The sequence below is a fragment of the Inquilinus sp. NPDC058860 genome, assembly GCF_042743185.1.
Classification (GTDB): Bacteria; Pseudomonadota; Alphaproteobacteria; order DSM-16000; family Inquilinaceae; genus Inquilinus.
This window is the reverse complement of sequence record NZ_JBHYMS010000045.1, coordinates 1-20,961: the sequence shown is the minus strand read 5'-3', so window position 1 is coordinate 20,961 and position 20,961 is coordinate 1. Positions and strand designations below refer to the sequence as shown.

At 70.1% G+C, this 20,961-nt stretch carries 21 protein-coding genes; 9 read left to right on the top strand and 12 right to left on the bottom strand.

Annotation, left to right across the window (positions count from 1 at the left end):
* Positions 1–17: 17 nt before the first annotated feature.
* On the top strand, positions 18–1,418 hold the full coding sequence (locus tag ACFW16_RS25820; RefSeq protein ID WP_380310477.1) for an FAD-binding oxidoreductase: 1,401 nt from the start codon (positions 18–20) through the stop codon (positions 1,416–1,418).
* A gap of 72 nt (positions 1,419–1,490) precedes the next feature.
* Here ACFW16_RS25820 and ACFW16_RS25815 read toward each other — a convergent pair whose 3' ends face one another.
* From ACFW16_RS25815 to ACFW16_RS25795, 5 genes are all read right to left on the bottom strand, one after another.
* Positions 1,491–2,219 carry a class I SAM-dependent methyltransferase gene (locus tag ACFW16_RS25815; RefSeq protein ID WP_380310475.1) on the bottom strand — a complete coding sequence of 243 codons (729 nt, stop codon included), beginning with the start codon at positions 2,217–2,219 and terminating at the stop codon, positions 1,491–1,493.
* A 64-nt stretch (positions 2,220–2,283) separates the two neighbouring features.
* Positions 2,284–2,610 (bottom strand): NIPSNAP family protein, encoded by a 327-nt coding sequence (locus ACFW16_RS25810; RefSeq protein ID WP_380310473.1) that lies wholly within the window; start codon positions 2,608–2,610, stop codon positions 2,284–2,286.
* A 79-nt stretch (positions 2,611–2,689) separates the two neighbouring features.
* Complete coding sequence (gene der / locus ACFW16_RS25805) at positions 2,690–4,105, bottom strand: ribosome biogenesis GTPase Der (RefSeq protein ID WP_380310471.1); 1,416 nt, start codon at positions 4,103–4,105, stop codon at positions 2,690–2,692.
* Positions 4,106–4,119: 14 nt separating this feature from the next.
* Positions 4,120–5,442: a PQQ-binding-like beta-propeller repeat protein gene (locus tag ACFW16_RS25800; RefSeq protein ID WP_380310469.1), complete on the bottom strand. Its 1,323-nt coding sequence runs from the start codon at positions 5,440–5,442 to the stop codon at positions 4,120–4,122.
* An 11-nt stretch (positions 5,443–5,453) separates the two neighbouring features.
* Positions 5,454–6,095, bottom strand: a complete 642-nt coding sequence (locus tag ACFW16_RS25795) for a tetratricopeptide repeat protein (protein WP_380310467.1) — start codon at positions 6,093–6,095, stop codon at positions 5,454–5,456.
* A gap of 234 nt (positions 6,096–6,329) precedes the next feature.
* Between ACFW16_RS25795 and ACFW16_RS25790 the strand changes: the two genes are divergently transcribed.
* The 4 genes from ACFW16_RS25790 to ACFW16_RS25775 all read left to right on the top strand — a co-directional run bounded on the left by ACFW16_RS25790 (position 6,330) and on the right by ACFW16_RS25775 (position 8,476).
* A complete protein-coding gene (locus ACFW16_RS25790; protein ID WP_380310465.1) occupies positions 6,330–6,662 on the top strand; it encodes a DUF2794 domain-containing protein in 333 nt (110 codons plus the stop codon).
* 34 nt (positions 6,663–6,696) lie between these two features.
* Positions 6,697–7,464, top strand: coding sequence for an SDR family NAD(P)-dependent oxidoreductase (locus tag ACFW16_RS25785; RefSeq protein ID WP_380310463.1), 768 nt, complete (start codon positions 6,697–6,699; stop codon positions 7,462–7,464).
* 333 nt (positions 7,465–7,797) lie between these two features.
* The gene (locus ACFW16_RS25780) at positions 7,798–8,070 is read left to right on the top strand and encodes a type II toxin-antitoxin system prevent-host-death family antitoxin (RefSeq protein ID WP_380310461.1); all 273 of its coding nucleotides are present in this window, start codon (positions 7,798–7,800) and stop codon (positions 8,068–8,070) included.
* Entirely contained in the window at positions 7,988–8,476 is a 489-nt protein-coding gene (locus ACFW16_RS25775; protein ID WP_380310459.1) for a hypothetical protein, read from the top strand. Before ACFW16_RS25780 ends, ACFW16_RS25775 begins: the two co-directional genes overlap by 83 nt.
* A gap of 197 nt (positions 8,477–8,673) precedes the next feature.
* Here ACFW16_RS25775 and ACFW16_RS25770 read toward each other — a convergent pair whose 3' ends face one another.
* Positions 8,674–9,360, bottom strand: a complete 687-nt coding sequence (locus tag ACFW16_RS25770) for a B3/4 domain-containing protein (RefSeq protein ID WP_380310457.1) — start codon at positions 9,358–9,360, stop codon at positions 8,674–8,676.
* 52 nt (positions 9,361–9,412) lie between these two features.
* On the opposite strand from ACFW16_RS25770, the gene ACFW16_RS25765 reads away from it, so the two are divergent.
* Positions 9,413–10,030: a helix-turn-helix domain-containing protein gene (locus ACFW16_RS25765; RefSeq protein ID WP_380310455.1), complete on the top strand. Its 618-nt coding sequence runs from the start codon at positions 9,413–9,415 to the stop codon at positions 10,028–10,030.
* Between the two features lie 48 nt (positions 10,031–10,078).
* On the opposite strand, the gene ACFW16_RS25760 is transcribed toward ACFW16_RS25765, so the two are convergent.
* The 3 genes from ACFW16_RS25760 to ACFW16_RS25750 all read right to left on the bottom strand — a co-directional run bounded on the left by ACFW16_RS25760 (position 10,079) and on the right by ACFW16_RS25750 (position 13,973).
* The gene (locus ACFW16_RS25760; protein WP_380310453.1) at positions 10,079–11,530 is read right to left on the bottom strand and encodes an NAD-dependent succinate-semialdehyde dehydrogenase; all 1,452 of its coding nucleotides are present in this window, start codon (positions 11,528–11,530) and stop codon (positions 10,079–10,081) included.
* A 171-nt stretch (positions 11,531–11,701) separates the two neighbouring features.
* On the bottom strand, positions 11,702–12,982 hold the full coding sequence (gene gabT, locus ACFW16_RS25755; RefSeq protein WP_380310451.1) for a 4-aminobutyrate--2-oxoglutarate transaminase: 1,281 nt from the start codon (positions 12,980–12,982) through the stop codon (positions 11,702–11,704).
* 88 nt (positions 12,983–13,070) lie between these two features.
* A complete protein-coding gene (locus ACFW16_RS25750; protein ID WP_380310449.1) occupies positions 13,071–13,973 on the bottom strand; it encodes a LysR family transcriptional regulator in 903 nt (300 codons plus the stop codon).
* 206 nt (positions 13,974–14,179) lie between these two features.
* Between ACFW16_RS25750 and ACFW16_RS25745 the strand changes: the two genes are divergently transcribed.
* The 3 genes from ACFW16_RS25745 (at position 14,180) to soxR (ending at position 18,027) form a co-directional block, all read left to right on the top strand.
* Positions 14,180–16,210, top strand: a complete 2,031-nt coding sequence (locus ACFW16_RS25745) for a hypothetical protein (protein WP_380310447.1) — start codon at positions 14,180–14,182, stop codon at positions 16,208–16,210.
* A 132-nt stretch (positions 16,211–16,342) separates the two neighbouring features.
* Positions 16,343–17,500: an MFS transporter gene (locus tag ACFW16_RS25740; RefSeq protein WP_380310445.1), complete on the top strand. Its 1,158-nt coding sequence runs from the start codon at positions 16,343–16,345 to the stop codon at positions 17,498–17,500.
* A gap of 74 nt (positions 17,501–17,574) precedes the next feature.
* Positions 17,575–18,027 carry a redox-sensitive transcriptional activator SoxR gene (gene soxR / locus ACFW16_RS25735; RefSeq protein WP_380310443.1) on the top strand — a complete coding sequence of 151 codons (453 nt, stop codon included), beginning with the start codon at positions 17,575–17,577 and terminating at the stop codon, positions 18,025–18,027.
* A 6-nt stretch (positions 18,028–18,033) separates the two neighbouring features.
* Here soxR and ACFW16_RS25730 read toward each other — a convergent pair whose 3' ends face one another.
* The 3 genes from ACFW16_RS25730 to ACFW16_RS25720 are packed head-to-tail and all read right to left on the bottom strand — an operon-like array spanning position 18,034 to position 20,896.
* Positions 18,034–18,813 (bottom strand): ABC transporter permease, encoded by a 780-nt coding sequence (locus tag ACFW16_RS25730; RefSeq protein WP_380310441.1) that lies wholly within the window; start codon positions 18,811–18,813, stop codon positions 18,034–18,036.
* Positions 18,810–19,733, bottom strand: a complete 924-nt coding sequence (locus ACFW16_RS25725; protein ID WP_380310439.1) for an ABC transporter ATP-binding protein — start codon at positions 19,731–19,733, stop codon at positions 18,810–18,812. Before ACFW16_RS25725 ends, ACFW16_RS25730 begins: the two co-directional genes overlap by 4 nt.
* On the bottom strand, positions 19,730–20,896 hold the full coding sequence (locus ACFW16_RS25720; protein WP_380310437.1) for an ABC transporter permease: 1,167 nt from the start codon (positions 20,894–20,896) through the stop codon (positions 19,730–19,732). Before ACFW16_RS25720 ends, ACFW16_RS25725 begins: the two co-directional genes overlap by 4 nt.
* Positions 20,897–20,961: the final 65 nt, after the last annotated feature.

The window sequence follows — 20,961 nt, the reverse complement described above, 5'->3', positions numbered from 1 at the left end:
ACAGATGGAGAGACAACTTGCCGGCTTCCTCCACCCTCGACGCCGCCTTCCTCGCCCGCCTCGACGCGCTGCTCGGCCCGGGCGGGCTGGCGCGGGGCGACGCCCTGGCCGGCGCCCATCCCGGCTATCATCCCGACAACCTGGCCGCCGGCGTCCAGGCCTCGCCGCGCACAGTGGACGAGGCCTCGGCGGTGCTGGCGCTGTGCCACGAGGCCGGAATCTCCGTCGTGCCCCATGGCGGCCGCACCGGGCTGGTCGGCGGCGGCGCCTCGCGGCCGGGGCAGATCGTGCTCAGCACCCGCCGGCTCGACCGGGTGGTCGAGATCGACACCGCCGGCCGCCTTGCCGTGGTCGAGGCCGGGGTGACGCTGCAGCAGCTGCAGGGTGCCGCGGCCGAACACGGCCTGACGCCGGGCATCGATCTCGCCGCCCGCGGCTCCGCCACCATCGGCGGCATGATCGCGACCAATGCCGGCGGCATCGAGGCGTTCCGCCGCGGCACCATGCGCCACCGCGTGCTCGGCCTCGAATTCCTGCGCGCCGACGGCACCGTGGTCTCCGACCTGGTGCGGGTGCTGAAGAACAACACCGGCTACGACCTGAAGGACCTGATCGCCGGGTCGGAGGGCACGCTCGGCATCGTCACCCGCGCGGTCGTGCGGCTGGAGCGGCAGGTCGCCCCGGCGGCGACGGCGCTGGTCGCCTGCGCCTCGGCCGAGGCGGCGCTGGCCGCGGCCCTGCGGCTGCGCGACCGCTTCCCGGGCCGGCTGCGGGCGCTGGAGATCATGTGGCACGCCTATGCCGAGACGGTGGCGCAGGAGCACGGCGTGGCCCTGTCCGGCTTCGGCCTGGATCCGGCGCCGGTCTATCTCCTGACCGAGGCCGAGCAGGACCCGGACACCGACATCGCCGCGGCAATGGAGGCGGAGATCGGGGCGCTGTGGCAGGAGGGGGCGGTCGCCGGCGCCGCCCTGGCGCAGAACGAGCGGCAGCGCGAGCTGTTCTGGCGCATCCGCGACGATTCCGACGCGATCGGCCGCGCCTGCCCGGGGGTGAAGACCTTCGACGTCTCGGTGCCGCTGTCGGGGCTGCCGGCCTATGTCGAGCGGATCCGGGCGGAGCTGGCGGCGACCTTCTCGCCGGCGATGCGGGTCTATGTCTTCGGCCATCTCGCCGACGGCAACCTGCATGTGCTGGTCGGCGACTGGCCGGAGGGGTCGGAGGCGCGGATCGAGGCGATCCTCTATGACGGCCTCGCCGAATCCGGCGGCTCCTTCTCCGCCGAGCACGGCATCGGGCTGGAGAAGCAGGACGCCTTCCGCCGCTACGCCGACCCGGCGCGGCGGGCGGCGATGGCGGCGGTGAAGGCGGCGCTGGACCCGAAGGGCATCCTGAACCCGGGGAAGATTTTGGCGTAGGTTGGGTTCGCGTCCGCGAACCCAACAGGGACGGCCGGGCAAACGATGTTGGGTGCGCCCGGCGAACCCAACCTACGGCAGAGGCCGGGCCTTCAGCCACAGGAACAGCGGCAGCCGCGTCCATTGTCGCAGCCGGTCGCTGCCGTCCGGACGATCCGGCTGCGGCTCGCGGATCGAGGTGATGGCGAGGCCTGCCGCCTCCAGCGCCGCGGCATAGGCCTCGAGCGGCTGCGACCAGCCGGCGAAATCCATGCGCAGCCCGTCGCGCTCCTCGCTGCCCTCGAAGCGCTCGCGGCCGTAATAGCTGCCCTCGAAGACGAAGGGCGCGTCCGGCTCCGGCCCGGCAAAGCGGCCGCGGTCGCGGAACGGGTGGACCAGCGACACCATCAGAGTGCCGCCCGGCCGCAGCACGCGCCGCACCTCGCGCAGCGCGCCCGGCACGTCCTCGACATCCATCAGCATGTTGTAGGCGACCACCAGGTCGAAGCGGCCGTCCTCGAAGGGCAGGGCGGCGGCGTCGGCCACGGCGTAGTCCTGGGCGGAGCCGGCTTCGGCCGCGATCTCCACCAGCTCGGCCACGGTGTCGGCGGCGGTGACGCGGTACCCCAGCGCCGTCAGCTCGCGCGACACCCGGCCCTCGCCGCAGCCGAGGTCCAGCGCCTCGCCCGGGCCGCGGCCGATATAGCCGACCAGCGCCTCGCGATAGGCCCAGAAGGCATCATGGCCCGGCTTCCGCGCCCAGGCCGTCCAGTCCCGCGCGACACGGGCCCAGTGCTCCCGGTCGGATGAGGTTTTGGTCATCGGTCCTCTCCGGCAAAGGGAAAGGGCGGCCGCAACCGGCCGCCCCCGTCGGTCGGCAGGCCGGCTACTTGACCTTGGAGAACGCCGTCGGCTTCAGGATGGCGTTGGTGATGTGCGACACGATCGGGCCGTCGCGCTCGGTCCCGGCGCGCTTCTCCAGCCACTCCGGATCGGTCACGAAGGCGGACCATTTCTGCTCCCGCTCGGCCAGGGACTCCCATTCCAGCAGGTAGTACAGGGCCTGGTTCGTCTCGCCGATCTCGACGGTCCAGAACCCGGCCTGGCGGATGCCGAAGCGCTCCCAGATCTTCAGGGTGATGGTCTCGAAGCGGTTCAGCACGGCGGGCAGCTTGCCCGGCACGGCGTAATAGACGCGCAGCTCGTGAATCATTCCAGTCTCCTCCCGCAAGGGAAGGGACTGTGACCCCGCCGCGGCCCGATTGCAATCGTCCGGCAAAAGGCCGGCGCCCTCAGTCCTTGTCGGCGTAGGGGTTCTTCGGCTGGCGCAGCACCACCCGGATCGGCACCCCGGCCAGATCGAAGCTCTCGCGCAGCCCGTTCACCAGATAGCGCAGATAGCTGTCCGGGAACTCTTCCGCCTGGGACACGAACAGGGCGAAGGTCGGCGGCCGGGCCTTGACCTGGGTGATGTAGCGGATCTTCAGCCGGCGGCCGCGCACCAGCTGCGGCGGATGCGCCTCCAGCATCGCCGGCAGCCAGCGGTTCAAGGGCCCGGTGCGGACCCGGCGGTTCCACACCTTGTGGATGTCCAGCACCGCGTCCATCAGCCTGTCCAGCTTCTGGCCGCGCAGGGCGGAGATGGTGACGGTCGGCACGCCGCGCACCTGGGGCATCGAGGTCTGCAGCTTGTCGCTCAGCTGCCGCAGCGCCGCGGCGTGGTCCTCGACCGCGTCCCATTTGTTGATCGCGATGACGAGGGCGCGGCCTTCCTCGATCACGTGCCGGGCGATGGTCAGGTCCTGCTTGTCCATGATCGCGCCGGCGTCCAGCAGCAGCACGCAGACATGGGCCAGCCGGATCGTCTCCAGCGTGTCGCCGACCGACATGAACTCGATCTTGTCGTCGACCTTGTCGATCCGCGCCTTGCGCCTGAGGCCGGCGGTGTCGACCAGATGGATCGCCTGGCCGCGCCAGGTCCAGTCGACGCCGATGGCGTCGCGGGTGATGCCGGCCTCGGGCCCGGTCAGCACCCGCTCCTCGCGCAGCAGGGCGTTCATCAGGGTCGACTTGCCGACATTCGGCCGGCCGATGATGGCGAGGCGGATCGGCCGGGCGAGGTCGCGCTCCGGATCGACCGTGTCGCCCTCGCCCTCCTCCTCCGGCATCGCCGCGTCGTCCTCGCCGTCGGCCCCGGCCGCGTCCTCGTCCTCGGCCGGCATCAGCGGCCGCAGCGCGTCGACCAGGTCGACCAGCCCCTCGCCATGGGCGGCGGAGATCGCGATCGGCTCGCCCAGCCCCAGGGCCCAGGCCTCGTGCAGCCCGGCCTCGGCGGCGCGGCCCTCGCATTTGTTGGCCAGCAGCAGCACCTTGCCGCCCTGGCGCCGCAGCCATTGCGCGAAGTGCTTGTCCAGCGGCGTCACCCCGGCGCGGGCGTCGATCAGCATCAGCGCGACATCGGCCTCGCGCAGCGCCGCCTCGGTCTGCTGCCGCATCCGCGCCTCGAGGCTGTCGTCGAACGCCTCCTCCAGCCCGGCGGTGTCGATCACCCGGAAGCTCAGATCGGCCAGCCGGCCCTCGCCGATGCGGCGGTCGCGCGTCACCCCCGGCGTGTCGTCGACCAGCGCGGTGCGCTTGCCGACCAGCCGGTTGAACAGCGTCGACTTGCCGACATTCGGCCGGCCGATGATGGCGAGGGTGAAGGGCATGCGCTCGGGACTGCTCAGCGATAGGCGGTCAGGGTGCCGCCGGTGCCGACAATATACAGGGTTCCGTCGGCGACCACCGGGGCGATCCGCGTCGGGTCGGTCTCGAAATGGCCGGTGACCTCGCCGGTCCTGGGCGCGATCAGCACGCCGTCGCCGGTCGAGCTGGCCAGGATCAGCGTGTCGCCGGCCAGCACCGGGCCGGTCCAGGTGATCGGGCCTTCCTTGTCCTCGGGATCGGTCCAGCGCTCCAGCTCGCGGACCCAGCGCACCTTGCCGGTGTTGCGGGCCAGCGCCACGACCACGCCGCCGGTGGAGACCAGATAGATCGTGTCACCGGCGACCCAGGGCATCTGCGTCCCGCTGACCGGCTGCTCCCAGACCGTGGCGCCCGAGCGCATGTCGATGCCGACCGCCTGGTTGCCGTGGCTGACCGCGACCACCAGGTCGCCGTCGATCGCCGGCATGGCGGTGATGTCGGCCAGGCCGGCCAGGGCCCCGGCGGCGCGTGCGGCGCCGCCGCCGACATTGGCGGCCCACACCGGCCGGCCGTTCTCGATGCGCAGGCCGAACAGCTCGCCCGAGGAATAGGGCGCCACCACCACGCCGTTGTCGACGGCGGGGCTGCCGCTGCCGAGCAGGGCGGAGGCCTCGGTGATGCCGGCATGGCTCCACACCTGGGTGCCGGTCTTGGCGTCCAGCACCTCGGTCTGGTTGTCGACGGTGATGGTGACGACGCGGCCCTGGGTCACGGTCGGCGCGCCGCGCACCGGGCCGGCCAGCTTGCTGCGCCAGATCAGGCCGCCGTTCTGCGGGTCGACCGCCACGGCCTCGCCGAAACCGGTGGTGGCGTAGACCGTGCCGTCGGCATAGGCGGCGCCGCCGCCGATCGGCACGCTGTCCTGCTCCGGATCCGCCACCCGCACCCGCCAGTGGGAGCGGCCGGTGGCGGCGTCGAGCGAGTTCAGCCGGCCGGAGGCGTCGGTGATGTAGACCTTGCCCTCGGCGATCACCGGGCCGGTCAGCAGGGCCGCGCTGCTGCTGTCGCCGCTGCCGATGCTGCTGCTCCAGGCCCGCTGGAACGGGATCTTCAGCGCCAGGTTGCCGTTGACGTGGTTCACCGCGCCGCCCGGGTTGCGCCAGTCGGGGTTGGTGCGCACCGCCGGCAGAACGCTCGGCTGGCCGGCATCGGCCGCGGGCTCCAGCCCTTCGGTGCGGCTGATGACCGAGATCCGTTCGCCCGGCAGCGGCGTCTTGGCTTCCTTGAACCAGCTGCAGGCGCCGAGGACCCCGGCGAGCGCGAGGATGGAGAGCCGGGGCAGCAGATGGCGTCGCCGCATGGGGTGGTCCCTCAATTGCTCGAAATGCTGAGGAGCTGTTCGGCCCGGCTGCGCACGCCGGGGGGCGAGGCGGGGTCCTTCGACAGCGCCTCGAAGATCTCGCGGGCCTTGGCCGCATCCTTCTGGCGCAGGGCAAGCAGGCCCTGCAGCTCGCGCGCCGCGGCCCGCCAGGGCGCGCCGTCGGCCGCCAGCGGCGCCAGCTCCTCGTTCAGCGCCGCGGGGTCGCCGTCGTCGAGCCGGGCCATGACCGAATAGAGGCGGGCGAGGTCGCGCACCACCGTATTGACGCCGCTGTCGCCGGCGATCTGCTGGTAGACCTTGCCGGCCTCGTCGCGCTTGCCGGCGTCGAGATCGGCGCGGGCCTCCAGGAGACGGGCCAGGGCGGCACGGTCGGCGCTGCTGTCGGCGGCGACGGCGGCGTAGATCGAGGCGGCGTTCTGCGGGGTGGCGGCGGCCTGCTGCTGGGCGTCGACCAGGGCCCGGGTCTGCGACTGCGCCTGGCTCTGGCTGTAGCTGCGCCAGCCGACGAAGGCGCCGGTGCCGAGGACGACCGCGACCGCGCCGGCGATGATCAGCGTGCCGTAGCGGTTCCAGATCGCCTTGACGCGATCTTCGCGCAGGGCTTCGTCGACTTCGCGGAAGATATCGGTCATTCACAAGGTTCCGAACAGGGCGCCGCCTCGGCCGGGCGTCGCGGCCGAGCCGCCTTACCTAGACGATTGGTTCCGGGAAGACAATCCAGCGGTGTGGCGGCGATAAGGCGATATGCACCGGCGCTGCGATCGGACTCCGCTGCGATCGGGGCGCGCACCGTCTGGACGCGCGGCCGGATTTGTCCAACACTCGGCCTGACCGACTCAACCGTGTCGAGGCGTTCCGTCCGGCGCATGTCGCAGGTTCTCGATCTCTCCCAGATAAGGCGCGGCCGCGGGCGCGTCTATTTCAACCGCGGCGAGCTGGGCCAGCTCCTCGGCCTCTATTTCGACCGCGTCGCCGCCGGCGAGTGGCGCGACTACGCGATCGACCACGGCGTCGGCATCGCCGTGTTCAGCGTGTTCCGGCACAGCCACGACCGTCCGCTCTACGGCATCGCCAAGACGGTGGGGCCGCAGGGGACGGAGTACGGCGTCTATGAAGGCCGGCACCGCCTCCGCCGCGGCCACGTCCTGGCGGAGGTGCTGGCGCTGTTCGAGCGCAAGCTGACGCTGGTCCGGGACTGACCCCGATTCCCTCCATCCCTTTCCAGGCCGCATCATGACCGACTTCGCCCTCTATCCCAGCCTGCAGGACCGGGCCGTGCTGATCACCGGCGGCGGCTCCGGCATCGGCGCCGCACTGGTCGAGCATTTCGTCCGCCAGAACAGCCGGGTCGTGTTCTGCGACATCGACGCGGAGTCGTCGCGGGCGCTGGTCGAGCGGCTGGCGGGGGAGGGGCTGGCGGCCCCGACCTTCCTGCCCTGCGACCTGCGCGACATCGACGCGCTGCGCGCCATGGTGCGGGCGGCGGAGGCGGCGGCCGGGCCGATCCGGGTGCTGGTCAACAATGCCGGGCACGACCAGCGCCACAGCATCGACGAGGTGACGCCGGACTACTGGGACGACCGGCTGGCGGTGAACCTGAAGCACCAGTTCTTCGCGGTGCAGGCGGTGCGGGCGGCGATGCGCGACGCCGGCGGCGGCTCGGTGGTCAATTTCGGCTCGATCTCCTGGCGCGCCGGGATGGGCGGCATGCCGGCCTACACCACCGCCAAGGCGGCGATCGAGGGCCTGACCCGCAGCCTGGCGCGCGACCTCGGGGCCGAGGGCATCCGCGTCAACTGCGTGCTGCCCGGCGCGGTCCGGACCGAGCGGCAGGTCAAGCTCTGGTACACGCCCGAATACGTCGAGCGGATCATGGCGTCGCAATGCCTCAAGGGCTTCGTCGAGCCGGACGACATCGCCCGCATGGTCGCCTTCCTGGCCTCGGACGACGCCCGCATGTGCACCAGCCAGACCTATGTGGTGGACGGCGGCTGGATCTGAGCGATTGTTCGGCAATACACCGGCTGCGGCCGCCTGGCGGCGGGTTGGAAGCTTCCGATGCTCATGGACCCTGGCATCCGCTGCGCGCCGGCCCTGGAAACCGCCGCGTGCCGATTCACGCCTGCCCAGTCCCGAGCTCATTCACCGCATCTCCCGGGAATTGACGATTCTCCGGATTATACCTATCTTCCGGAACATAGGGAGCCCGTGTGCTCCGCAGACTCGAAAACGCTGAACCTGCCAGATCGAACCGAGACACCGAAACGCGCCAAGACGCTCAGATCCTCGCACGCTGAACCCGAAACTCGCAAAACCGCACCGGAGCACCCGCTCATGGCGAAAGGCATGGAAATCGTTCCCTCGAGCGAGCTGCAGAAGCAGTTCGGCCGCTACTCCGACGAGGCGATGATCCGCCCGGTCGGCGTCAGCCGGAATGGTCGCGTGCGCTTCGTCATGGTCCCCATCGACGAATATGAGCGCCTGCGCCGTCGAGAGCGCGTCGCGGGCCGCGCGGAGGATCTGGATGACGAAACCCTTGCGGCGATCCGGGCCGTCGAGCCCGCGCCCGAGTGCGAAGACGCAGAGGCCCAGCTCGGCTCTTCCTAAACCGGGCGAGGTCATCAACTACAGCTATCTCTGGGAGCGCGAGTATCGGGAGGGCCGCGACGAGGGCGTGAAGGATCGGCCGGTCGCCGTCGTCCTTGTCACGGCATCCGTCGACGGTCTCGACCAGGTCCATGTCGTGCCGATGACCACCAGGCCGCCCGGACGAGACCAACAGGCGGTCGAAGTTCCGGAGGCGGTGCGCCGCCAGCTCGGCCTTTCGGCCGAGCGTTCCTGGATCATCGTCTCCGAGTGGAACCGGTTCACCTGGCCCGGCTACGACATCCGGCCGATCCGCGGCCGCGAACCTTCGGCGAGCTTCGGCTTCCTTCCGGCCGGGCTGTTCCGGCAGGTGCGAGATGCGCTCGTCGCCGCAGCGATCGGCCGCCCGGTCGATCGCGACGATTGATCGGTGCGGGTCAGGCGTGTCGATCCGCTAGCCATATGATCCATCTGGTACCATCGATCGCCCTTGTCTGGATCTAACGGCCGCGGCCGAAACCCCGCATGCTGCAGTCGACCCGGCATCGGCCGGACCGTTGTCACGCCCCGGAAGCGCCGGGGAGAGAAGGCGCGATGCGCGCGACCTGCCTTGGGCTTCCAGGCTCAATGGGCCAGCAGCGTGGTCTCGATCCGGCCGTCCGGCGCGATCGCGCGGATGCCGTCCGCCAGCTCGCGGCCGACCGCCTCCAGCGCCGCGAGCGGCATCGGCTCCAGCCGCTCGATCACGAACCACATCTCGGTCGTCGGCAGGTCGAGGCGGGTGCGCGGGCCCTGGCGCCAGTTCCAGCGCCGGCAGGTGACGCCGCGGTCGTCGCGCCAGACCACCTCGCCCGGCTCCGGATGCTCGGCTGCGGCCTCGCCGTTCGACAGCGTCTCGAAGACCTCGTCGCCGGTCGCCCGCACCAGCCGCGGCGGCCCCGCATAGGCGGCCAGGTCCTCGCCGCCGATCGGCACGGCCCAGCGCACGCTCAGCGCATTGTAGAGGTCGACCATGCGGTTGATCGGCGGCAGCCCGCCGTCGCGCTGGGCCCGCTTGCGCAGCGCCTCGGCCGAGCAGGGCGTGCGCTGCGGCTTGGCGCCGAAGCCGCGATAGGCCTCGCGCCAGGCCTCCAGATGCGCCGCCGCCCAGTCGGGGCCGTCAGCTGCGGCCTGGCAGGCCTCGATCAGCCGGGCCGCGCTCTCGGCATCGCTCGGGCCGTTGCGGGCGCCGCGCGCCACCAGGCTCAGCGCCACGAAATCGGGGCGGAGCGCCCGGATGGCAGGATCGACGACAGGCAGGGCGGACAGCATCGGCTCGGTTCGCTAAAATGACCGGAAGGATCACTTTGTTGAATAGGCCGAGATGACCGAACAGGTCAATATAGTGACCGGCGCGGCGCCCGAAGACGCCGAGGCGGCGACCGCGACGGCGGTGGCGCGCCATGTCGCCGAGCGGCGGCGGGAACGGCGCCTGTCGCTGGACGCGCTGGCCCGGCTGTCCGGCGTCAGCAAGGGCATGCTGGTGCAGATCGAGAACGCCCGCTCCAACCCCTCGATCGCCACGCTGTGCCGGGTGGCCGCGGCGCTCGGCGTCTCGGTGGCGCAGCTGGTCGACCTGAGCGGGGGGGAGGTGGTGCGGCTGGTCGGGCCGGGGGAGGCGGCGCGGCTCTGGGCCGGGCCGGAGGGCGGCGCCGCGGTGCTGCTGGTCGGCAGCGACGGGCCGGACATGCTGGAGCTGTGGCGCTGGGAGCTGAAGCCGCGCGAGCGGCATGTCTCCGACCCGCATCCGGCCGGCACGCGCGAGCTGCTGCACGTCACCGCCGGCACGCTGCTGCTCGAGGTCGAAGGCCGCCCGCACGAGGTGCCGGCCGGCACCTCGGCGCTGCTGCACAGCGACCGGCCGCACAGCTACGCCTGCAAGGGCGCACGGCCGGTCCGCTTCACCATGGCGGTGATGGAGCCGGCCGGCCGGCGGTTTTGAGGGATAATGACGTAGGTTGGGTTCGCGTTGGCGAACCCAACCTACGGCTTACTCGCCCATTCCGGCGAGCAGCACGTATTTCAGCTCCACGAACTCCTCGATGCCGTGATGCGAGCCCTCGCGGCCGAGGCCGGATTCCTTGACTCCGCCGAAGGGCGCCACCTCGGTGGCGACGACGCCGGCATTGACGCCGACGATGCCGTAGTCCAGCGCCTCCGCCACCCGGAACACCCGGCCCAGGTCGCGGGCGTAGAAATAAGCGGCCAGGCCGAAGGGCGTGGCGTTGGCCTGGGCCACCACATCCGCCTCGTCGCGGAAGCGGTAGACCGGGGCCAGCGGGCCGAAGGTCTCCTCCTGCGTCACCACCATCTCGGTGGTGGCGCCGGACAGCACCGTCGGCTCGAAGAAGGTGCCGCCCAGCGCGTGGCGGTGGCCGCCGGTGACGACCGCGGCGCCCTTGGCCGTGGCGTCGGCGATGTGGCGCTCGATCTTCTCCACCGCCTCCAGGGTGATCAGCGGGCCCTGGACCACGCCGGGCTCGATGCCGTTGCCGACCTTCATCGCCTTCACCTTGGCGGCGAAGCGGGCGACGAAATCGTCATGGACCGCGTCCTGGACGTAGATCCGGTTGGCGCAGACGCAGGTCTGGCCCATGTTGCGGAACTTCGAGGCCAGCGCGCCCTCGACCGCCGCGTCGATGTCGGCGTCGTCGAACACGATGAAGGGCGCGTTGCCGCCCAGCTCCAGCCCGACCTTCTTCACCGTGTCCGCGGCCTGGCGCATCAGCAGCTTGCCGACCTCGGTCGACCCGGTGAAGCCGACGAACTTCACGGCGGGGTGGCCGGTCAGCACGCGGCCGATCTTCGGCGCGTCGCCGGTGATCACGTTCAGCACGCCGGCCGGCACGCCGGCGCGCACCGCCAGCTCGGCCAGGGCCAGGGCGGTCAGCGGCGTCTCCGGCGCCGGCTTGATCACGGCGGTGCAGCCGGCGGCCAGGGCCGGCGAGACCTTGCGGGTGATCATCGCCGCCGGGAAGTTCCAGGGCGTGATCGCCGCGACCACGCCGATCGGCTGCTTCATCACCAGGATGCGGGCATCGGCGCGGTGGCTCGGGATGGTCTCGCCGTAGATGCGCTTGGCCTCCTCGGCATAGAACTCGACGAAGGAGGCGGCGTAGTCGACCTCGCCCCGCGCCTCCGCCAGCGGCTTGCCCTGCTCGCTGGTCATGATCAGGGCGATGTCCTCCCTGTTCGCCAGGATCAGGTCGAACCAGCGACGCAGGATGGCGGAGCGCTCCTTGGCGGTCTTCTTCGCCCAGGGGCCGAAGGCGGCCTCGGCGGCCTCGACGGCATCGGTGGCCTCGGCCTCGCCGAAGCGCGGCACGCGGCCCAGCGTCTCGCCGGTCGCCGGGTTGGTCACCGCATCGACGGCCTCGCCGATCCAGGAGCCGCCGATCAGGGCCTGGCTCTTCAGCAGGGTGGGGTCGTTCAGGGTCAGCATAGGGACCTCACGGGGTCACGGAACGGAATGGCGCAAAGGCGCCTTCGCTGCTCTTTGCTGTCATTGCCGGGCTTGACCCGGCAATCCAGGGGCCGCGCAGAGCAGCTCTTGCCGCCCTGGATGCCCGGGTCGAGCCCGGGCATGACAGAAAAGGGGACTAACGCGCGTCGATCAGGCCGCGGCCAGCGCCGTCTCCAGCACGTCCAGGCCTTCGTCGACGATGGCGTCGCTGGCGGTCAGCGGCACCAGGATGCGGACGACATTGGCGTTGACGCCGCAGGACAGCAGCACCAGGCCGTTCTCATAGGCCTTCTGCGTCACCTTCCTGGTGGCGTCGGCATCGGGGTCGTAGGCGCCGCGCGACTTGACGATCTCGAAGGCGACCATGCCGCCCAGGCCGCGGATGCCGGCGATCGGCAGCAGGTCGTTGCGCCGCGACAGCGTCTCCAGCCGCGCCTTGATCCGGGCGCCGATGGCGTTGGAGCGCTCCAGCAGCTTCTCCTCCTTGAACACCTCCAGCACCGCCAGCGCCGCGGCGCAGGCCAGCGGGTTGCCGGCATAGGTGCCGCCCAGCCCGCCGGGATCGGCCGCATCCATGATCGGCGCCCGGCCGATCACGCCGGACAGCGGGAAGCCGCCGGCCAGGCTCTTGGCGACGCAGATCAGGTCGGCCTCGACGTCGAAATGCTCCATCGCGAACATCTTGCCGGTGCGGCCGAAGCCGGTCTGCACCTCGTCTGCGATCAGCACGATGCCGTGCTCGTCGCAGACCCGGCGCAGGGCGCGCATCAGCTCGCCCGGGGTCTCGTAGAAGCCGCCTTCGCCCTGCACCGGCTCGATGATGATCGCGGCGACGCGGGACGGGTCGACATCGGCCTTGAACAGGAAGCTCAGCGCCTTCAGCGAATCCTCGACGGTGACGCCGTGCTGGGCCACGGGGAAGGGCAGGTGCCAGACTTCGGGCAGCACCGGACCCAGGCCCTTCTTGTACGGCACCACCTTGCCGGTCATGGCCGAGGCCATGACGGTGCGGCCGTGGAAGGCGCCGGTGAAGGAGATCACGCCGCTGCGGCCGGTGGCGGCGCGGGCGATCTTCACCGCGTTCTCGGTCGCCTCGGCGCCGGTGGTGAAGAACACGGTCTTCAGCGGGCCGCTGATCGGGGCCAGCGCGTTCAGCTTCTCGGCCAGCTCGATATAGGGCTCGTACAGCATCACCTGGAAGCAGGTGTGGGTGAAGTTCGCCATCTGCTCCTGGACGGCGGCGATCACCTTGGGATGGCAATGGCCGGTGTTGACCACCGCGATGCCGCCGGCGAAGTCGACATAGCGCTTGCCCTCGACGTCCCAGATCTCGGCGTTCAGCGCGCGGGCGGCGGAGATCGGCGTGGTGTGCCCGACCCCGCGGACGACGGCGGCGTTGCGGCGCTCAAAAAGCTCGGCATTGGTGGTCATGCGCATCCTCTCGGGTCAGGCGACAGACAGAAGGTCGGTGCGGCAGCCTCGTTGCACAATCGCCTAGTTTGAACGCGTCCGGTGCATCCTATGCACCATTGCCGCTCGGCGTCGCGAACAGATCGCGCAGCCAGCGCCGCAGCGTGGCCAGGCCGGGCTCGTCCCAGCGCGCCGCCTCGGACAGGAAGTGGTAGCCGCCGAGGCGGATGTCGGACGGCACCATCTCGACCAGCCCGCCTGCGGCCAGGTCCTCGCCGGCCAGCACGGCGTTGGCCAAAGCGATGCCCTGGCCCAGGCGGGCCGCCTCGATCGCCAGATGGGCATGCCACAGCCGCGGGCCGCGCAGCGGCGGCAGCTCCGCCACCCCGGCCTTGTGCAGCCAGCGCTCCCACTGCTCGGTCGACTCCTCGTGGATCAGCGGCACCCGCAGCAGGTCGGCCGGCGCCGCGACATCGGCGTGGCGGGCGCGGAAGGCGGCGCTGGCCACCGGGAAGACGCGCGGGCTGGACAGGAGCTCGGCCCGCACCCCGTCGCGCGGCGCCACCGCCTCCAGATAGATGATCTCGGCGTCGGCCTCGTCACGGGCAAAGTCGGGCCGGGCCAGGGTCGGCAGCAGGGTGATCTCGTGCTCCGGCAGCAGCGCCTCCAGCTCCGGCAGAAGCGGCAGCACCCGGCGCGAGGCGACGCCGGGGGCGCACCAGATCGCCAGCATGCGGCGGCGCGGGGCGGACAGCTCGGCGGTGGCGCGCTCGATCAGGTCCAGGGCATTGCCCACCTGGGCCAGGTAGCGCGCGCCCTCCGGCGTCAGCGCCAGGCCGCGCCCGGCCGGCCGCAGCAGCCGGGCGCCGAGGCGCTGCTCCAGGTTGCGGACATGGCGCGACACCACGGTGTGGCTGACCGCCAGCTCCTCCCCCGCGGCGCGGACGCTGCCGAGGCGGCCGACGGCCTCGAAGGCGCGGAGCGCGAGGAGATGGGGCAGACGGCGGGCCATGGCGGTCTCGGGTCGGGATCGGGCGAGGCGGACCCTAGCATGGCGGCGATACGGCCGGGGCGCCTCGGCGATATATGAATTTTTTCACGAATTCGCAGAATCCGGATTGCCGAGCGAGGCGGAGCCGGGATTAAGCTGGCATGGGCGCGGGAGGGCCGGGAGAACACCGGCCGAGGCGCGCCTGATTTGGTGGGGGAGAGGATTTCATGCCGGTATTTTCAGGCACGGCGGCCGCCGACAGAATCGTCGGCAGCGCCGAGGCGGATCGCGTGTACGGTCTGGACGGCAACGACACGCTCTATGGCGTGGGCGGCAATGACGTGCTCGACGGGGGGCGGGGCGGCGACATCCTGGTCGGCGGTCTCGGCAACGACGTCTATCTCGTCGATTCGGCCGGCGACCGGGTGGTGGAGCGGGCTGGCGAAGGCGTCGACCGGGTGCATGCCCGGGTCAGCCATCAGCTCGCGGCCCATGTCGAGAACCTGATCCTGGAAGGCACGGCCGACCTGGCCGGCACCGGCAACGCGCTGGACAACACCCTCATCGGCAATGCCGGGAACAACGTGCTTAACGGCAGCGCCGGCGACGATATCCTGATCGGCGGCAAGGGCGATGACGTCTACGACGTGGACTCGACCGGCGACCGGATCCAGGAATTGGGGAACGAGGGTTACGACCGGGTGCGGGCCGCGGTCAGCTTCACGCTCAGCTCCAGTATCGAGGAGCTGAACCTGACCGGCACCGGCGCCATCAACGGCGCGGGCAATGCGTTGGCGAACACCATCGTCGGCAACGCCGGGAACAACGTGCTCAACGGCGGCGCAGGCGACGACCTGCTGATCGGGGGCAAGGGCAACGACGTCTACCTCGTCGATTCGGCCGGCGACAGGGTGGTGGAACGGGCGGGCGAAGGCGTCGACCGGGTGCACGCCCGGGTCAGCCATCAGCTCGCGGCCAATATCGAGAACCTGATCCTGGAAGGCACGGCCGGCCTGGTCGGCACGGGCAACGCGCTGAACAACACCATCATCGGCAACGTCGGGAACAACGTGCTCAACGGCAGCGCTGGAAACGACATCCTGATCGGCGGCAAGGGCGACGACGTCTATGACGTGGACTCGGCCGGCGACCGGATCCAGGAACTGGCGAATGAGGGCTATGACCGGGTGCGGGCCTCGGTCAGCTTCACGCTCGGCTCCAATATCGAGGAGATGAACCTGACGGGCGCGGCAGACGTCTCGGGAATCGGCAATGCTTTGGCGAACACCATTACGGGCAATGCAGAACAAAATGTCCTGAGTGGAGGCGCCGGCAACGATCGAGTGTTTGGTGGTGATGGACGCGACGACTTGCGCGGCGGTGCTGGCAGAGACTACTTAAGTGGAGGTGAGGGAAATGATCAGTTTAATGAACACCAAAATGATTTGATGGCAGGGGAAGTTTATGACGGTGGTGATGGGTATGATAGAATCTGGGTAAGCGGAGATTCTTTTAGCTTAATCGATTTTTCGAAAATATATTTATATAACTTGGAAGAGTTGGTAGTTGAATATGGTATTGCGCAAATTTCGGTTGAAAATATCATTTCGATAGATAAAATAATAGCAAATACTATTAAAATTTATAACAGTGGCGATTTAGGATTTGTTAGCTCTGATGTCCAGGCAGATAAAATTATATTGTCAGATTTTGGAAATTCTTTGACGCTTGGGGCGGCATATACCGGCCTTGGTGGTAGGACAGTCCATGGAGGGTTGGGAGTCGACTCTATTATCTGTAGTGACTCGGGCGATACGTTCTTCGGTGGCGGTGGAAATGATAGCATAACAGGCGGCGCTGATATTGATCAACTTTATGGAAATTCTGGTGATGACGTAATTTTTGCAAGAGGGGGGAGCGATACCATCGGAGGTGGTGAAGGAAACGATCGTCTATCAGGAGGATATGGACAGGATTATTTTAGGTTTTCTGGAAAAGATGATGGGATAGATACAATAGTTGATTTTAATTTGTCCGAAAATGATAAGATATTATTTGACTATGATGGTTTCCTGCATGGAGTTTTCACATATCTTGGCTCAGCTGCCTTTACGGGTCACGGCAACACGGAGGCGCGCTTCTCAGCCGGACAAGTGCTTGTCGACGCAGACGGCGACAGCATGGTGGACATCACGATCAGGCTGGACGGTATCACGGCGGCCTCCCAGCTCAGCGAGCGCGACTTCGTTTTCTGGTAGTCACTCGCCTCAGCGAACACGCGCAACCTCCGCCCCGCATTTCCCGAATGCTGCATTGCAGCATTCGTATGACGTATCGGCAAGATAAGCGCGCATTCTAGGGGCGAACTCCCGTCATCGGATTCGCCCCTCATGCCGCTGCCGCTCTTCGCCCTGGCCGTCGCCGCGTTCGGCATCGGCACCACCGAATTCGTGATCATGGGCCTCTTGCCCGACGTGGCGCGGGACCTCGGCGTCTCGATCCCGGCGGCCGGCATGCTGGTCTCGGGATACGCGCTCAGCGTCACCATCGGCGCGCCGATCGTGGCGCTGATGACGGCCAGGCTGCCGCGCAAGACCACGCTGCTCGGGCTGATGGGCGTCTTCATCCTCGGCAACCTGATGTGCGCGCTGGCGCCCGACTACTGGTCGCTGATGGCGGCGCGGGTGCTGACGGCGCTGTGCCACGGCGCCTTCTTCGGCATCGGCGCCGTGGTCGCCGCCGGCCTCGTGCCGCGGCACCAGCGCTCCCGCGCCATCGCGCTGATGTTCTCCGGCCTCACCCTGGCCAATGTCCTGGGTGTGCCCTTCGGCACCGCGCTGGGCCATGTCGCCGGCTGGCGCGCCACCTTCGGCGCCATCGTGCCGATCGGCATCGCCGCGGCGCTGGCCATCGCCTTCATCCTGCCGCGCGACCGCGAGGCGCCGGCCGGCAACCTGCTGTCCGAATTCTCGGTGCTGCGCAAGCCGCAGGTCCTGCTGGCCATGGCGCTCAGCATCCTGTCCTCGGTCAGCCTGTTCACCGTTTTCACCTACATCACGCCCATTCTCGAGACCGTCTCCGGCCTGACGCCGCAGGGCGTCACCACCGCCCTCCTGCTGTTCGGCGTAGGCATCACCGTCGGCAACCTGTTCGGCGGCCGGCTGGCCGACTGGCGGCTGATGCCGGCGGTGATGATGAGCTTCACCGCGCTGGCCGTGGCCTGCGCCGGCTTCGGCCTGGCCGCGCCGATGATGGTGCCGGCCGTCACAGCGATGGTGCTGTGGGGCGTGGTCCAGTTCAGCCTCGGCGCGCCGCTGCAGACCCGCGTGGTCGACCAGGCGCATGAGGCGCCGAACCTGGCCTCGACCCTGAACCAGGGCGCCTTCAACCTCGGCAACGCCGCCGGGGCCTGGCTCGGCGGTGCCGCGATCACCGCCGGCATGCCCTATGGTCAGCTCCCTTATCTCGGCGCCGCCGTCGCCGTGATCGGTTTGGCCGTCGCGGTCCTGTCCTACACCCTGGACAAGCGCGCCCCGGCCCTGGCCTGAGATTCCATTCCGGCTTGATCCATGCAGGTACAAAGCTCAAGTTAGCTTGAGTATCGACCGTGACGGACCATGCCATGGACGGAGTCCTGACGATCAACCAGGTGTCGCGGCGCAGCGGCGTCGCCGCCTCGGCGCTGCGCTATTACGAGGAGCGGGGGCTGATCCGGTCCGAGCGGGCCGGCTCCGGCCATCGCCGCTTTCCACGGGCGGTGCTGAGGCGGATCGCCTTCATCGTCTTCGCCCAGCGCATCGGCATGTCGCTGGAGGAGGTGAAGGCCGAGTTGGACACGCTGCCGACCGACCATATCCCGACCGGCGAGGACTGGTCGCGCCTGTCCGGCGGCTGGACCCGGCGGATCGACGAGCGGATCGCGGAGCTGGAGCGGCTGAGATCCGGCCTCGCCGGCTGCATCGGCTGCGGCTGCCTGTCGCTGTCCTCCTGCGGCCTGGTCAACCCGGCGGACCGCGCCGCCCGGCTGGGACCGGGGCCGCGCGTCTGGCTCGGCGACAACAAGCCGCGAAGCTGAGGCGCCTCAGGCCCGCTTCCAGCGCTGCAGCAGGTCGGTCACGCGGCCGAGGGCGAGGTCGGCCAGCACCGCCAGCGTGCCGACCACCAGCGCGCCCTGGATGACATAGGCGAGGTTGTTGCCGTTCAGCCCGACGATGATCGGCGTGCCCAGGGTCCGGGCGCCGACGGTCGAGGCGATCGCCGCGGTGCCGATGTTGATCGCGACCGAGGTGCGGATGCCGGCCAGGATCACCGGCGCCGCCAAGGGCAGCTCGACCGACCACAGGCGCCGGGCCGGCCCCATGCCCATGCCCTCGGCCGCGTCGCGCGCCGCCGGCGGCACCTGCTCCAGCCCGGCGATGGTGTTCTCGACGACCGGCAGCAGGCCGTACAGCGACAGGGCGATCAGCGCCGGCCAGGCGCCGAAGCCGATCAGCGGCACCGCGATCGCCAGCACCGCCACCGGCGGGAAGGTCTGGCCCATCGCCGTCACCGTCTCGACCAGGCCGCGGAACTCCGCCCCGGACCGGCGGGTGACAAAGATCCCGGCGGCGACCCCGATGACGATCGCGATCAGGCTCGACGCCCCGACCAGCAGGACATGAGCCAGCACCAGGGCGGGGAAGCTGTCGGCCTCGTAGAAGGGTCGCTCCAGCTGCGGGAACCAGGCGGCGAACAGCGGCTTCGTGAGCGGCAGCCCGAACACCAGCACGGCGAAGCCGGCGGCCAGCCACAGCAGCGGGTCGCGCCAGGGGTGCCAGCCCGGGCGCGTGGGGTCGGCTGCGGCAGGCTGGGCGACGCTCACGCCCGCACCAGGTCGTCGAGATGCAGAGTGCCCAGCGGCCGGCCGTCCGCCGCCGCCACCGGGGCGCTGTCGGCGTGGCGCGCGACCAGGATCGACAGGGCGGTGCGCAGCGACGTCTCGGCCGGGATCGGCGCGCCGTGGGCCGCCTCGCCGGGCCGCACCCGGTCCGCCGCGGTCTCGGTGGCCAGCAGCTTCAGCCCGAGGTCGTCGCGGCCGATGAAGTCGCGGACGAAGTCGTTGGCGGGGGAGGTGAGGATCTCGCGCGGGCTGCCCAGCTGCACCAGCCGGCCGTGGTCGAGGATGGCGATCTGGCTGGCCAGGCGCAGCGCCTCGTCCATGTCGTGGGTGACGAAGACGATGGTCTTGCCGGTCTCGCGGTGGATCCGCGCCAGCTCGCCCTGCAGCGCGTCGCGGGTGATGGGGTCGAGCGCGCCGAAGGGCTCGTCCATCAGCAGCACCTCGGGGTCGGCGGCCAGCGCCCGGGCGACGCCGACCCGCTGCTGCTGCCCGCCGGACAGCTGGTGCGGGTATTTCTCGGCGAAGCGCGGGTCGAGCTGCAGCAGGTCCAGGAGCTCGCGCACCCGGTCGTCGATCTTCGATTGCGGCCAGCCCAGCAGGGCCGGCACCGCGGCGATGTTGCGGGCCACGGTCCAGTGCGGGAACAGGCCGATCGACTGGATGGCGTAGCCCAGGCGGCGGCGCAGCGCCTCGACCGGGATCGTGGTCACGTCCTCGCCGCCGACCTTGAGCGTGCCTTCGCTGTGCGGGATCAGCCGGTTGATCATGCGCAGGCTGGTCGACTTGCCGGAGCCGGAGGAGCCGATCAGGGCGCAGAAGGCGCCGTCGGGAACGCTCAGGGTCAGGTCGTCGACCGCCTTGATGCCGTCGAACACCTTGCTGACATGCTCGAACTCGATCATGCGGCTCTCCGTTGCAAGGCGTCGACCAGGATGCGGAACACGGCATCGACCGCCACCGCCATCAGGATGATCGGCAGCGCGCCCAGCAGCACCAGGTCGAGGGCGTTGGCGAACAGGCCCTGGAACATCACGGCGCCCAGGCCGCCGGCGCCGATCAGCGCCGCCACCGCGGCCAGGCCGATCGCCTGGATCAGGGTGATGCGCAGGCCGGACAGGAAGACGGGCAGGGCCAGCGGCACCTCGACCTTGCGGAAGATCTGGCGTCTCGTCATGCCGATGCCGCGGGCGGCGTCGATCACCCCGGCCTCGACCTGGCCCAGCCCGGCGGCGGTGTTGCGGGCGATCGGCAGCAGCGAATAGAGGGTGAGGGCGATCACCGCCGGGGTGATGCCGATGCCGCTGACGCCGAGCCAGGGCAGGGCGGCGGACAGGGCCGAGAGCGGCGCGATCAGCAGGCCGAACAGCGCGATCGACGGGATCGTCTGGATGATGCCGAGGATCGAGAAGATCGGCCCGCGCGCGGCGGCGGAGCGATGCGCGGCGATGCCCAGCGGCACGCCGATCAGCAGCGTCGGCACCAGCGCCAGCCCGACCAGCAGCAGGTGGCGCAGCACCTGCGGGCCGAACACGCCGTGCTGCTGGACGTATTCCTTCATCAGCGACAGCTGGTCGACCGCGCCGCCGGCGATCAGCGCCGCGACCGGCACCGCCAGCAGCAAGGCCGCGGCCAGCCGGGCCAGCGGGCCAAGGGTCAGCCGACGGGCGGCGTCGGCGGCGGCCAGCAGGGCGGCCAGGGCCAGCACCCAGAAGCCGGCGCCGAGCGAGGTGCGGGCCGAGGGCCGGGCGCCGGCGGCCAGCAGCTCGGCCTGGATCCCGGCCAGCCAGACCAGGCCGATGGCGATGCCGATGCCGGCGGCCAGCTGCGCCGCCAGCGTCCAGCGCCGCGGCGGCACGACCGCGCCGACCAGCAGCAGGACGGCCGCGGCGACCGGCAGCGCCGCCCAGGGCCCGGCCAGGTCGAGCGCGCCGATCGGCTTGCCGGAGAGCAGCCGGTTCGGCGCATGGGTCAGGATCGGCAGCGCCAGCCCCCCGGCCAGCGCCACCACCCCCAGCACCAGCAGCACGCGGTTGCGGATCAGGGGCATGGCAGGCGAGCCGGCCATGACGGTTCTCCCTCGAACCACGCCACAAAGAGTCCCCCCTCCCCTTGCGGGAGGGGGGTAGGGGG